The organism is Rahnella sp. JUb53 (assembly GCF_004346065.1).
Classification (GTDB): domain Bacteria; phylum Pseudomonadota; class Gammaproteobacteria; order Enterobacterales; family Enterobacteriaceae; genus Rahnella; species Rahnella variigena.
Genome location: NZ_SLYT01000004.1, coordinates 504,114 through 517,900 on the forward strand (window position 1 = coordinate 504,114; position 13,787 = coordinate 517,900).

At 54.1% G+C, this 13,787-nt stretch carries 13 protein-coding genes; 3 read left to right on the plus strand and 10 right to left on the minus strand.

Translation table 11 applies throughout. The annotated features are described in order from the left end of the window. Nucleotides 1-39: 39 nt before the first annotated feature. From accD to EC840_RS12745, 6 genes are all read right to left on the minus strand, one after another. Nucleotides 40-954 carry an acetyl-CoA carboxylase, carboxyltransferase subunit beta gene (gene accD / locus EC840_RS12720; protein WP_112287107.1) on the minus strand — a complete coding sequence of 305 codons (915 nt, stop codon included), beginning with the start codon at nt 952-954 and terminating at the stop codon, nt 40-42. A gap of 263 nt (nt 955-1,217) precedes the next feature. Then, nucleotides 1,218-1,886: a DedA family protein gene (locus EC840_RS12725; RefSeq protein WP_112287108.1), complete on the minus strand. Its 669-nt coding sequence runs from the start codon at nt 1,884-1,886 to the stop codon at nt 1,218-1,220. A gap of 74 nt (nt 1,887-1,960) precedes the next feature. Further along, entirely contained in the window at nt 1,961-2,791 is an 831-nt protein-coding gene (truA, locus tag EC840_RS12730; protein WP_132965593.1) for a tRNA pseudouridine(38-40) synthase TruA, read from the minus strand. A gap of 2 nt (nt 2,792-2,793) precedes the next feature. Beyond that, the gene (locus tag EC840_RS12735; RefSeq protein ID WP_112287110.1) at nt 2,794-3,804 is read right to left on the minus strand and encodes an aspartate-semialdehyde dehydrogenase; all 1,011 of its coding nucleotides are present in this window, start codon (nt 3,802-3,804) and stop codon (nt 2,794-2,796) included. A gap of 130 nt (nt 3,805-3,934) precedes the next feature. After that, a complete protein-coding gene (gene pdxB, locus EC840_RS12740) occupies nt 3,935-5,062 on the minus strand; it encodes a 4-phosphoerythronate dehydrogenase PdxB (protein ID WP_113877024.1) in 1,128 nt (375 codons plus the stop codon). Between the two features lie 100 nt (nt 5,063-5,162). Beyond that, complete coding sequence (locus EC840_RS12745; protein WP_112287112.1) at nt 5,163-5,954, minus strand: helix-turn-helix transcriptional regulator; 792 nt, start codon at nt 5,952-5,954, stop codon at nt 5,163-5,165. 128 nt (nt 5,955-6,082) lie between these two features. On the opposite strand from EC840_RS12745, the gene EC840_RS12750 reads away from it, so the two are divergent. Continuing rightward, entirely contained in the window at nt 6,083-6,988 is a 906-nt protein-coding gene (locus tag EC840_RS12750) for a DMT family transporter (protein WP_129639059.1), read from the plus strand. Nucleotides 6,989-7,246: 258 nt separating this feature from the next. Next, nucleotides 7,247-8,296 carry a flagella biosynthesis regulator Flk gene (gene flk / locus EC840_RS12755; protein WP_132965595.1) on the plus strand — a complete coding sequence of 350 codons (1,050 nt, stop codon included), beginning with the start codon at nt 7,247-7,249 and terminating at the stop codon, nt 8,294-8,296. On the opposite strand, the gene EC840_RS12760 is transcribed toward flk, so the two are convergent. Next, nucleotides 8,293-8,748 (minus strand): rhodanese-like domain-containing protein, encoded by a 456-nt coding sequence (locus EC840_RS12760; protein WP_112287115.1) that lies wholly within the window; start codon nt 8,746-8,748, stop codon nt 8,293-8,295. The genes flk and EC840_RS12760 overlap by 4 nt on opposite strands. 100 nt (nt 8,749-8,848) lie before the next feature. Between EC840_RS12760 and EC840_RS12765 the strand changes: the two genes are divergently transcribed. Further along, nucleotides 8,849-10,327 carry a PLP-dependent aminotransferase family protein gene (locus EC840_RS12765; protein WP_132965597.1) on the plus strand — a complete coding sequence of 493 codons (1,479 nt, stop codon included), beginning with the start codon at nt 8,849-8,851 and terminating at the stop codon, nt 10,325-10,327. On the opposite strand, the gene EC840_RS12770 is transcribed toward EC840_RS12765, so the two are convergent. The 3 genes from EC840_RS12770 to EC840_RS12780 form a co-directional block, all read right to left on the minus strand. Further along, on the minus strand, nt 10,320-11,447 hold the full coding sequence (locus EC840_RS12770) for an SLC13 family permease (protein ID WP_129639062.1): 1,128 nt from the start codon (nt 11,445-11,447) through the stop codon (nt 10,320-10,322). The two genes, EC840_RS12765 and EC840_RS12770, sit on opposite strands and share 8 nt — an antisense overlap. 175 nt (nt 11,448-11,622) lie before the next feature. Beyond that, complete coding sequence (locus EC840_RS12775; RefSeq protein ID WP_132965599.1) at nt 11,623-13,101, minus strand: PepSY-associated TM helix domain-containing protein; 1,479 nt, start codon at nt 13,099-13,101, stop codon at nt 11,623-11,625. Between the two features lie 85 nt (nt 13,102-13,186). After that, nucleotides 13,187-13,672, minus strand: coding sequence for a DUF2946 domain-containing protein (locus tag EC840_RS12780; RefSeq protein ID WP_132965601.1), 486 nt, complete (start codon nt 13,670-13,672; stop codon nt 13,187-13,189). Between the last annotated feature and the right edge of the window lie 115 nt (nt 13,673-13,787).

Genomic DNA, 13,787 nt, shown 5'->3' on the forward strand with positions numbered 1-13,787 from the left:
TGGCCGCCCGACTTACTGACCGGCTTTTACCCTGTTCGATCAGGCGTCCTGGTTGTCAGCGGCAGAACCGTTGACAGGAACATGGACGTCAACCACGTTCGGCTCCGGTTGCCCGGTCAGCTTCGCCAGAACGCTGCCCAGTTTGGCGCGCATATCCGGACGACGTACGATCATATCAATCGCACCTTTCTCGATCAGGAACTCACTGCGCTGGAAGCCCGGCGGCAGTTTTTCACGTACGGTTTGCTCGATAACACGTGGACCGGCGAAACCGATCAATGCTTTCGGCTCAGCGACGTTAATGTCACCCAACATCGCCAGACTGGCAGAAACACCGCCCATGGTCGGGTCAGTCAGTACAGAAATGTACGGCAGGCCGCGTTCCTGTAATTTCGCCAATGCGGCACTGGTTTTCGCCATCTGCATCAGCGACATCAGCGCTTCCTGCATACGTGCGCCGCCACTGGCAGAGAAACACACCAGAGGACAGTTATCTTCCAGCGCCTGTTCGACGGCACGTACGAAACGCGCACCCACAACAGAAGCCATTGAACCGCCCATGAAAGCAAATTCAAAAGATGCCACCACAATTGGCATACCGTACAGGGTGCCTTTCATGACGATCAGTGCATCTTTCTCGTTGGTTTCTTTCTGAGCAGCCACCAGACGATCTTTATATTTTTTGGAATCTTTAAACTTCAGAACATCTTTAGGCTCAAGCTCGCTGCCTAATTCAACCTCACTGCCCTCGTCCATGAAAGTGGACAGACGCATACGCGCGGTAAGACGCATATGGTGGTCGCACTTAGGGCACACCATGAGGTTGCGCTCAAGCTCGGCGCGGTAAAGAACCTGCCCGCAGCTGTCGCATTTAGTCCAGACGCCCTCAGGAATGCTTGCCTTACGGGTTTGCGAGTCAGTGCTCTTACTAAGAATTCGTTCAATCCAGCTCATCGATAACCTTTCTGTTTGAACCCGGCCGAAGCCAGTCCGCTGTTCATGCTGTAACAAGTCCCCTGAAACCTACCCAAAATCGCCTGTGTGCGGGGTGATAAAAAATCTCACATACCGCGCCACAGAAGGGTTGTTCGCAGGAACAGACCATAAATTGTCGCTCATTAAACCATAACGGCCAGACACTGTGGATAAAAAACTGGTCTTACCCTCAGGTTTAATGCCTTAAATTTTAAAGCGCTCGCACAAAAAAACGTCAGAGATTAATCCTGCTGACGCTTTTCTTTCGCCGCTGCGCGTTTGTGCCGCCAGATTTCAACCACACCTGGCAGGATTGACACTACGATGATAGCGACGATCAGTAATTTCAGATTTTCCTGAACAATCGGCAGATCGCCGAAAAGGTAGCCAGCATAGGTAAATAACAGCACCCAAACCAGCGCACCAATCACGTTATACGCAGCAAAATGACGGTAGGACATATGTCCCATACCGGCCACGAACGGCGCAAACGTGCGGACGATCGGCACGAAGCGCGCAAGAATAATCGTTTTGCCGCCATGTTTCTCGTAAAACTTGTGCGTCTTGTCCAAATAACTGCGACGGAAAATCTTTGAGTCCGGATTACTGAACAGACGTTCACCAAATACCCGACCGATAGTGTAATTCACCGCATCACCCACGATCGCCGCAATCGCCATCAGTGCGACCATCACGTGAACATTGAGATCATTGCTGGGTAATGCCGCCAGCGCACCCGCCACAAACAGCAGCGAATCACCCGGCAGGAACGGCGTGACCACCAGACCCGTTTCGCAGAATAAAATCAGGAATAAAATGCCGTATACCCAGATGCCATACTGCGCAACCAGTTCCGCTAAATGCACATCAATATGCAAAATGAAATCAATGACAAAGTGAATAAAGCCCATTAGATCCTCCACCTCTTCCTGGTCAAAAACGCTGTATTAATAAACGTTAATGCGATAAACGTTAAAAGTGTCCCTTAATCTTCCAGGAACAGTGGCCCCATATTCACCTGAGGTAATGCAAATTTCTCAGGATAATCAACAGACACCAGATACAAACCTTCAGGCTTGCCCGTCGCCGCGGCGAGGTTACGATCTTTCGCCGCCAGCAATTCAGACATCCAGCCCACCGGCTGATTGCCCGCACCAATCTCAACCAGGCTGCCGACAATATTGCGCACCATATGATGCACAAAGGCATTCGCTTTGATGTCCACCACCACATAATTCCCGTGACGGCTGACGTTAACATGCATGACGTAACGCCACGGCGTACGCGACTGGCATTGAGATGCGCGGAAAGACGTGAAATCGTTTTCGCCCAGTAACGCCTGCCCGGCCAGCTGCATTTTTTCCACGTCCAGCGGCATATGCACATGGGTCACCCCAGTGTGCAAAATCGCTGAACGGTAGCGGTTATTGTAAATAACGTAACGATACCGGCGGGCGGTCGCACTGAAACGGGCGTGGAAATCCTCGCTCACGTTTGCGCACCAGCGAACCGCAATGTCCTTTGGCAGATGGGTATTTACACCCATCGTCCAGGCGGCATCTTTACGCAGAACCGGTGTATCAAAATGCACCACCTGTCCGGTGGCACTGACACCGGCGTCAGTTCGCCCGGCGCAGAACACCACAATCGGCGTATTGGCCACGCGACTCAGCGCTTTCTCCAGACATTCCTGCACACTGGCCGCGCCCTGCTGACGCTGCCAGCCAAAATACGCGCTGCCATTATATTCAACGCCTAACGCCACACGTCCGGCGACCGGAGCCGCACCGACGTCAGCGATAACTTCATCGGACATAATCAGTACCAGTACTCGTTAATCAGCTTCTCGGCGGTTTCCACTGCCATCAGCGCGCCGCCGAAACGAACGTTGTCAGCCACTGACCAGAATTGCAGCAACTCAGGAATGCCGTAATCATTACGAATACAACCAATGCTCAGATTGGCGTTGCCGGAGGCGTCGCTGACCTGAGTCGGGAAATCATCTTCATCGCTGAGATTAATGTCATCAATACGCTCAAGTTCAGCACGCGCTTCTTCCGCCGACAGCGGACGCAGACCTTCGAGATGCACCACCTGCGCGTGACCGTAGAATACCGGCGACTGCACACAGCTGACGGAAATCGGCAGCCCCTCGTCCTGCAACACTTTACGCACCTGATCAACCAGACGACGTTCCTGACGCACGCTGCCCTCTTCATCGCTCACCAGCGGTAAGAGGTTGAAAGCCAGCTGCTTGCTGAAAATGCCTTCTTCTGCCGGAATACCGTTCAGCAGACGCGCGCTCTGACCGGCCAGATCGTCAACCGCGGCTTTACCCAGCGCTGAAACGGAAAGCAGAGAAGTAACATGCAGACGGGACAAACCGGCCTGTTCGGTCAGCGGTTTAATGGCAGTCAGCAACTGGCTGGTCAGGCTGTCAGCCACGGCCACGATGTTGCGGTTGCGATAGTGTGAAAGTGCATCCGGGTTAACGCCCGGCACCACCAGAGGAATGTCGTGTTCAAGGGAGAACAGACCGCTGCTGTCGATCACCAGACAGCCCTGATTTGCCGCTTCTTCGGCGTAAAGCGCAGAGGCTTCAGAACCGGCAACAAAAAATGCCAGCTGAACCTGCGACCAGTCGAATTCAGATGCCTGCTGCACGCGCAGGCTTTTGCCGTTAAAACGCACGGTCTGACCGGCGCTGCGCTCACTTGCCAGCGGGAAGAGCTCACCAACCGGGAACTGACGATCAGCCAATAATTCCAGTAACGCATCACCGACTGCGCCCGTTGCGCCAAGCAGCGCAATATTCCAGCCATCAGACATGTTGGTATTCTCCAGATATAAAAGTACAAAATACAAAGGGGCGATGAATATTCACCGCCCGGCTATTCAAAATATTTATCGCATCACTGCAGGCGAAAAAGCGTAAGGCTGTGTTAAGTCGTCGCTCAACTCAACCTAACTGGCTGTTGAAACCCAGTTTTTTCAGCACATCAGCGGTGGCTGCATCGTCGCAAATCACCCGTAAAGATGACCACTCACGACGTTCTTCATAAAACTTACGCAGCTTGTCGAATTCACCCGGTTTCCCGGCGACACGGCGCAAAGGCCGGTCATCGCGGCGCACATCATACACTAAGTGAATAAGACGCAGCAGTTTGGCTTCGCTCAGCGCGCCACTCAGCGTCACTTCGGCAAATTCCGGCGCCGGAAGTAAGGATTCCAGCGGCACGGTTTGTGGCTGACCGATAAACTGGCTGAATGCTTCAAACACCTGCGTGGTGCCGCGCGCTTTGCCTTCCAGGCTGTAACCGGCAATATGAGCGGTACCGATGGCGACTTTATCCAGCAGCGCCAGCGATAAATCTGGTTCCGGTTCCCAGACATCCAGCACGGCGGTCAGTTTTTTATTGCCGCTCAGCGCATCGAGCAGTGCCGCGTTATCCACCACTTCACCGCGACAGGCGTTGATCAGAATGCGATCAGCGGGCAGACGCGCCAGCAAATCCGCATCCACCAGATGATGCGTCGCATAAGGGCCGGACATATTCAGCGGCGTATGGAAAGTCAGGATATCCGCTTCTGCCACCAGTTTTTCCAGCGGCCAGAACTCACCGGCATCGCCACGGTCAGCACGCGGCGGATCGCACAATAACGTGCGCACACCCAGTGCTTCGAGGCGGGCATTCAGGCGTGATCCCACGTTACCGACGCCGATAATTCCGACCGTTTTGTCGCGCAGCTGGAAACCGTCGCGCTGGGCAAGGATCAGCAAGGATGAGAAAACATATTCCACAACGGCAATGGCATTACAGCCCGGTGCCGCAGAGAAACCAATCCCGGCGCTGGCCAGCCATGCATCATCAACGTGATCGGTGCCCGCGGTGGCGGTCCCCACAAATTTCACCGGTTTTCCCGCCAGCAAACTCTCGTTCACTTTCGTCACAGAACGCACCATCAGCGCATCGGCATCATTCAGGGCGTCTTGCGGGATGGGACGGCCAGGAACGGCCTGCACGTTCCCCAGTCGGCTAAAAAGCTCGACGGCATACGGCATATTTTCATCAACCAGGATTTTCACGTTTGTCTCCGGCAGCATGGCCTAAAGAAAGAATAGAAAATAAAGAGGGCATTGATTTTGCCACGATACGGGGGCAGATCCCAACTTTCAGGGCACAGCTTTACCTGTCGTTACGAAAACGCTGCGGCGTCGTGCCGGAAATCTGCTGGAACATGGCGATAAACGCCGAAGACGAGCTGTAACCCAGATCGAGCGAGACGTCGTGCACCGTTTTACCCTGCTCGAGCAGAGAGATCGAATGCAGAAAACGCAACCGCTGACGCCACTGTGCAAAGCTCATCCCCAGTTCCTGCTGACAGCGCCGCGAGAGAGTGCGTTCGGTGGTATAGACCTGCTTTGCCCACTGCGCCAGCGACGTATTATCCGCCGGGTTTTTCTCCAGCGCATTCAGAACCGGTGCCAGCAGCTTATTTTCGGACGTCGGTAAATAGGTATTCTGTCGCGGTGCCAGACTGATTTGATCCAGCAAAACGCGGCACATGCGCAGGTCCGCTTCAGTTTGCGGCTCGGTCATATTTCGCGAGAAACAATCATCGGCAATAGCATTAAAAATGGCCGTCGGTGTCAGCAAACAAGGCTCAGCGGGCAAATCCGTATCGAGTTCCGGCGCAATATCGATGGCACAAAAACGCGTGGTCTTGCGGTTATAGCTTGAATGCTCAACCCCGGCAGGTACCCAGATGGCGAATTCACGCGGAGCCAGATAGCGCTGGCCGTTGACCAGCATAGCGAGAACGCCGGATTTCACACAGATAATCTGGCTCCACGGATGTGAATGACGCACATATTCGGAATTCCCTTCCACAATCTCGCCGCGAAAAAGCAGCGTGACCGGCATTTTCTCGGGCAGTGGCGGATAATAACGGGGAGGTGCTGTACGGGGAGAAAGCATAAAAACCTTTTGTCTGTGACACGCGCGAGGGTTGTCTGAATTGCGCGATGTGTTGTCTGATTATCGTTATATCTAAGAAATAAGACAACCGTACACTAGCGTGACGATTTACTCAGGGATAATAATCAATGAATGCGCTGTTTCCTCTTTTTGCTGTACTCATCTGGTCGCTGAATGCGGTGGTGAGTAAAGCCTCGGCTTCCGCGATCGATCCGGCGGCCATTTCGTTCTACCGCTGGCTGCTGGCTTTATTAACGCTGACCCCTTTTGTGCTGCCCGGCTTGCTGCGTAATCTGCAGGCGGTAAAACAATATTGGTGGAAACTGCTGATCCTCGGTCTGCTGGGTATGGTGCTGTACCAGAGTCTGGCGTATTACGCCGCCCACAGCGTCAGCGCGCTGTTTATGGGGATCCTCAATTCGCTGATCCCTTTACTGACCGTGCTGATTGGTCTGGTGGTGCTGCGCATCGTCCCTACCGTCGGCGTGGCACTGGGCAGTATCATTTCACTCGGCGGCTTATTGTGGCTGGTGAGCGCGGGTGATCCGTCGCAACTGTTGCAGCACGGCATCGGCAAGGGAGAACTGATGATGTTCGCTGCGTCTGCGTCTTATGCGTTGTACGGCGTATTAACCAAGCGCTGGGCGATACCGCTGCCGAACTGGCAATCGTTGTACGTGCAGATCATTTTCGGCGTGTTGCTGCTGTTGCCCAACTTCCTGCTCGCCAGTGATGTCAGCCTGAACGCGCATAATATTCCGCTGGTGCTGTTCGCGGGGATCCCGGCGTCGATTATTGCGCCCTTCCTGTGGATCCAGGGCGTTATCCGCCTTGGTGCCAATAAAGCGTCTATTTTCATGAACCTGTCGCCAATTTTCACGGCGGTGATCGCCGTGCTGTTCCTGCACGAACAGCTGCATAGCTATCATCTGATCGGCGGCGGTATCACGCTTGCCGGTGTGATCCTCGCGCAGCGTTTACGTAAACCTCTGTACTCCCGCAAGCCGCCTGCGACACAAAAAGACCTCGGTTAAACTATTGCGCCATCCGGAAAAAGGATGGCGTTTCTTGCTGCTTTTCGCTTTCGCGCCCCGCAATACATTTTCGCCCACCGTTTTAAGCAAAAATATCTTCAGGAATCTCCGCCAGTCAGCTTTTCACTGTGTCGGTGAAAACACTTTGCAGGTATGATGAGGCGCTTCCGCGCTCTGCGCCGTACTTGTTACTTTTAACCTGAGTTTATTAACCTTAAGTTTAAGTGACGTTTTTAATTTCCAGCGAAGGACGGTGATATGCAACCTTTGAGCGGCCCGGGTATGCCGGTTGGCGACAACAGAACACAACCACAGGGTCAAACCGTTCCTGCAAAAACAGGCGCTGAGCTGCCATTAACGCCGGTACAGCGCACGACGCTGGAAAAACTGATCGTCAAGCTCATGGCACTGATGCCGGTCAAATCCGCTGAAATCTGGGCCAGCCTGCGCCACGAGCTTTCGCTGCCGCATGGCGCAGAAATCACCTCACAGCAGTTCCCGCAGGCTGAAAGCCTGTTACAGGGAAAGCTGACTCAGGCGCAGGACAGCCACGCCTCGCGCCAGCTGATGGTGCAACTGACCGAACTATTGCCACAGGGCAATAACCGTCAGGCAGTCAGTGATTTTATCCGCCAGAATTTCGGGCACACCGTGCTGAGCCAGCTGACGCATCCGCAGCTGCAACAGGTGCTGGACCTGATCCAGACCCGTCAGATGAATATCCCGCAACCGCAGCAGACGCCGGTCACAGACCGTCCTTTACTGCCTGCCGAGCACAACAGCCTGCAGCAGCTGGTAACCCGTCTCAGTGCAGCGACCGGCGAAGCACCGGTCAAAGTCTGGCAGACGCTGTTTACACTGGTGGGCGTTAAAGTCGGTGAACCTATCCCGGCAAAACATTTCCAGGTGCTGAGCCAGTTCTTGCAGGTGAAAGCCTCACTCAGCCAGCAGACCACGGCTCCGACGCTGACCACGCTGCTCAGCGTGCTCAAGCAACCGGCCAGTACGCATGAAATCCATCAGCTGACCGAATATGCCGATAACCGCTTCAGTGCGACGTTGTCTACACCGCTCAATCAGGCGCAGATCAGCGACCTGATCGGTGTGCTGTTCAGCCAGCGTGTTGACCGCTCACCGCGTGCGGACGAGACCGACGATGTATTCACGACCGTTTCGCGCACCGATCCGCAGCCGATCATGAATCCGCTGATTGCTATGTTGCCGCCTTCCATGCAGGCGATTGGCGGCAAACCGCTGCTGTTTATTGCGTTCGTGGTCGTCGCGATCCTGCTGTGGATCGTGTTCTAAACGCAGCCGCAATCATCAGGGGCCTGTGCCTTTGAATAGTTTCCGCGTTCTTCACCTGTTGCCAGCGGGTGCTGATCGCGGATCCAAAAATCCAGCCCGCCAATCATTTCCTTTACCCTGAATCCCAGCGTCGCCAGTTTGTACGCGCCCTGTGTTGAACCGTTGCATCCGATCCCGTCGCAATACGTCACATACACCTGCTCTTTACTGAGTTCGCGGGTGCTTTCTGCCGTCATCAGTTTATGCGGAAAGCTGACCGCACCCGGTACATGACCGCGCGCATAATGTTCAGCAGAACGGGTATCAATAACCACAATCCCGCTGACTTCATTTTGCAAATCCGCAGCGACATCAGCGGCATCGGTATAAAAGCTCAGTTTCGACAACAGATACGCCGCGCTGATTTCCGGCGACGGGGGTGCAAAATCCAAAACATAAGACTCTTGTTGCATAAACGCTTCCTTATAAAGTGATAGGACTAAAAACAGTTCCATCATCGCTGTTTTTGGTCTTATGATTAATGCCAATTTATGATCAACAATAAGACCGATTATGCCCGCGTCCCCTCAGCCATCCGCACTGATTACGCTTTTCGAAAACACGGCAGCCACAGCGTCAGGAACCTCCGCGGGTTTACGCGACAGGCTGTGTGCAGCGTTGCGTCAGGCAATAAATACCGGCGCTTTGGCTGGCGGAGCACGTCTGCCCTCTTCCCGGATGCTGGCGGCCGACCTCAAACTGTCACGCGTCACCGTGGAAGCCGCTTATGCACAAGTTGAAGCCGAGGGATATTTACAACGTCAGACCGGCAGGGGCACTTTCGTCAGCGCATCGCTGCCGGAAACTCGCGTGTCGCGCAAAAACAAAACCGCCACTTCGGGGCTTTCAAGGCTGTCAGCACGGGGGCACAACATGGTGGCTACCGGCGGATGCCGTGATCCGCTGTCACCGGTTCCCTTCGCCGCTGGTTCCCCCGATCTGCGTGCTTTTCCGCTGAAGATCTGGAAGCAAATCACCGCCAGACAGCTACGGGCGCAGGGCGAACGGTTGCTGGGGTATGGGGATCCACAAGGGTATCGGCCTCTGCGTGAGGCGGTCGCCAGCTATCTGCAGCAATCGCGGGGCGTTTTGTGCAGCCCGGAGCAAATCCTGATTACCACCAGTTCGCAGCAGGCGCTCCAGCTGTTGGCCATGTTGCTTGTCGACTCTGGTGATACTGTCTGGCTGGAACAACCCGGATACTTAGGCGCACGAAATGCCTTTGCCAGCGCAGGAGCCGACATTCGCGCTATTCCTGTTGATGGTCAGGGAATAGCGCCGGAACCAGATTTACCCGTACCGCGCCTGATCTATCTGACGCCGTCGCATCATTATCCGACGGGCGTAAGTCTGAGTTTGCCACGCCGTCTGCACCTGCTCAATTATGCAAAACGTCACGCCAGCTGGATTATAGAAGACGATTACGACAGCGAATTGCATTACGACGGGCGACCACTGCCTGCTATGCAGGGGCTGGATAAACATCAGCAGGTCATTTATCTCGGCACTTTCTCAAAAGTATTATTCCCGTCTTTGCGGCTGGCCTACGTCGTATTACCACCCGCCCTCGTTGGACCGATGGTGACACTGCGTACGGTGAATGACGGTCATTCTTCGCAGCTGATGCAGGCCGTTACTGCGGAATTTATGCACGCCGGACATTTCGCCTCGCACCTGCGTTTCACCCGCCAGCTTTACCACAGCCGCCGTGATCATCTGCTTCAACAAATCAGACAGAAAATTGAATGGCTCCGTCCGCAAATAGCGGCGGGCGGATTACAACTCGCTGCCCGTCTTCCTGCCGGACAGGAACAGTATTTCAGCGAACTTGCCGCGCGGGCTGGCATTGAAACACCGCGTCTTTCACCGTTATTTTTCGGCAATACCGGCCAGCACCAGGACGGCTGGCTGCTGGGGTTTTCAGCATTAACGCCTGCTGAAATCACCGCTGCCGTAAACCGCCTGGCCTCGCTGAAAGTTGCCGTTATTTAGCGAACAGCGCCAGCAAAAACCAACCCGCAACACCGCTGAATAGCAGGAACGGGAAGGAATAATAGTGAAATCTGAGCCAGATCTTTTTGTCATTCGCCATGCGCAGCGCGATGAGATTTGCCAGCGACCCGATCGCCAGCCCGAAACCACCTGCATTCACGGCGTAGGCCAGCAATGCGCCGGAAGGCAAATAGTTGATCATCAAAATCGTCGCCGGTACATTGCTGATCACCTGAGATAGTCCGATGCTGAGCAGATAATGCGCGTAATCCGGCAGGCCGTGGATCTGCGTAAATGCCGGCTGTAGAACCGGTAGGCCTACGATCAGGCGTACATCGATAAACATCACGATGAAAACCAAAATCAGCGGCCAGTCAATGCGCAGCAGAACCCCGCGCGCCAGCAGCAGGAAACATAAAACCACCGCCAGCAAGCCATACAGCGCCAGCCCCAGATCCACACAGGCGATAAACACTACGTACAACGCCACGCAGCAAACCAGTAATCGTTTCTGGAATGGGTAGCCCTGATTGCTTTCCAGCTTTTTCAGGCGGTGTGAAGGAAAACAGAACCAGGTGACCGCCAGCAGCGCGACCAGCGTGATCAACGCCAGCGGTGCCATCTGCCCGATGAAATGCAAAAACGATAAACCGGACTTATTCCATAACAGAATGTTTTGCGGATTTCCTATCGGCGTGAGCAGCGAACCGGCATTCACCGCCAGCGCCTCAAATATGATCAACCGCGTCACCGGCAACGACGTCATTTTTTTCAGTGTGATCGTCAGCGGAATAACGATAAACAACGCCACATCGTTGGTCATAAACGTGGAAAGCACCGCCGCCGCCATCACCAGAAACAGCGCCAGCCTGCGTTCATTATCGATGGCGTTGATCATCTTGCGGCCAACAAAATCAAAATAACCGCTGACCTCAACGCCTTTGGTCAGCATCAGTAATCCCAGCAAAGTGACGATGGTGTCCCAGTCAACAAACTGCGGGAACTGGAGGATTTTTGCAGGCTGAAACAGGGTCAGTGCGATACCCAGCACAATCAGAAGATGCAAAAATCTGTCCCGTAAAAAAGGTTTCAATACAGTGCCAAACGCCGCTATCAACATGGTTATTCTTCGCTGAACAAGATGCGCTGACGTTACCCGAAGAATCAAACCTCTGCCACTGCAAAAATGATTTCTCCGCGACATCGCGCAAAAAAAACGAGGCTCATACAGAGCCCCGTCATGATGTTGCGGCACGTCCCGCAAATTGTTTATTTCACGTCACGTCCGCGCAGGTTTAACCGACCGCAGACTGGACTTTCACTGCACGCCTGTTTCTCTGCCAGCGAAAAACATCTATCAGCAGAAAAATCACCAGACTCGCCCCCATCACCGGCAGTGAAATCGCCAGCCCGAGAGTGATGACAAAAATCGGGCATTGCAGGCTGAACGGAACGGTTCTCCAGGTTTGCAGCAGCGTAACAACCGGATTACCGCCGTCATTGCTGAGCGTTCTGCGCAGCCACCACAGGCGATATCCCCAGGCAATCATCACGCATAGCCCGAGACCAAAAATCACCAGAATGGCCTGATTCCAGATACCGAAGAGAATCCCCATATGTGCATCCACACCCCAGCGGGTCAGTTTGGCGAGCAGAGGAAAATCAGCAAAACGGGTGTGATCGACAATCTTCATCGAACGGGGATCGACTGAAACCGCATCAACCTGCGTTGGCCAGCTGCGGTCGACTTCCGTCACCGTCCAGGCTTTACCGGCTGAATAAGCCGGGCGAATTTCGATTTTATGCGCCTCAATCCCCGAATCACGCGCCGCCTGAACAACGGCATCAAAAGCCGGAGAAGAAACTGTGACAGCCTGCGGCACAGCAGGCATTGCGTGTTCTGACATGTCCATTCCCGGCATATCAGGCATGTCTGCCATTTGCGCATGATGCTCCGCATGTTCATCGGCCGGTACAGCCTCTGCCAGCGGATCCAGACTGGTTTTCACGGCAGGCGTCATCCAGCCCATATAAGCGCGCAGTACGCCAATATTGTCTCCAGCCCATTGTGACCACGTCAGACCGGTAGCGGAGAAGAATAGCAAGCCCGCCAGTAATATCAGACCGAGCGAGCTGTGCCAGCGGCGGCTGTTCTGCTGTTTCTCGATTTTCTCACTCAGCTTGCGCGGCATACGGGATTTGCGGCGGCTGCTCAACCACAGGACGACTCCGCCAAGCGCGGCAACCCACAGCCATGAAGCGGCGAGCTCACTGTAAATGCGCCCTGCATCGCCCAGCAACAGGCCACGATGTAAATCATCCAGCCAGGTACGGAAAGGCAAAATGCCGCTGGTGCCGTACACCGCCATGTCGCCCTTCACCGCCAGCGTGATGGGATCGATAAAAATCGCACGGCTTTTGGATGCCCCGAGTTGCGGATCAGAAAACATCACCCGCGTCGTTTCCCCCTCGGACGGTGCCGGTCTGACCGCATAAATCTTTTTATCCTGACCGGTTACGTTTAGTGCCGCATCAATCTGTCGCGAAAGGGGCTGTGGTTCGCCCTGTGAGGACGTAAAGAGCGCATCAGAATAGAGATAATTTTCGAACTGAGGGGTCAGCACATATAACGTGCCGGTCAGTGCCGCGACAAAAATGAACGGGCCCACGAACAGGCCAATGTAAAAATGCACACGGCGCAGCAACGCCATAAAGGCCGCTTGCGCAGGCATTTTTTTACCCGCGCCGGAAGGCAGGTTTGCTGGTTGATTCATAAATCTGATTTCCTGAATTTCAAATAGCACGCCGTCAACAGCGACAAGAATCGCGGTTAACTTGAAAGAAATTATTCAGAGGCAGTTACAGAAAAACAGGCGGTGCGCGGGGTTGGGAATCCGTGAAGAACAATGAAGGGATCAGACGTTGTATGACAGCGCGCGGTGGGGCACGGCTGGAGAAATCCAGCGACCACTGCATCGGCATGGCCTGTAAATCGAGCATCGGTAAATGCACCAGCAGCACGCAATAACCGCACGCGGCATCGCTCATGTCACCGGAAAGCATCGCTTTCACCGCATCCTGTGGCGCTGATTTACAGGTTTGCTTCTGACAATGTTCCATAGATGAGGCGTGATGGTCTGACAACGCCATGTCAGCCATCTCTGCGTCCGGCATATCCATGTCCATATCGGACATCATCATGCCGGGCATCATCATATGCTGCGCACCCTCAGCCACCAGTGATTTGGAAATCACCGGCGCAATAAACAACATCAGGATCGCCACAATTCCGAGCCAGGCCGGAACATGCAGATGTCGATGATGGAGGTGTCTGAGTGAGAGCATTATGTCAACAAGGTGAAAATAAGAAGCGGCTAAATTGTACCTGAATTGTTGAGAAACATATCCAAAATCATTCGAGTTGCATCAAGGCGGCGAGAGAATGAATCCTCAGGAGCTT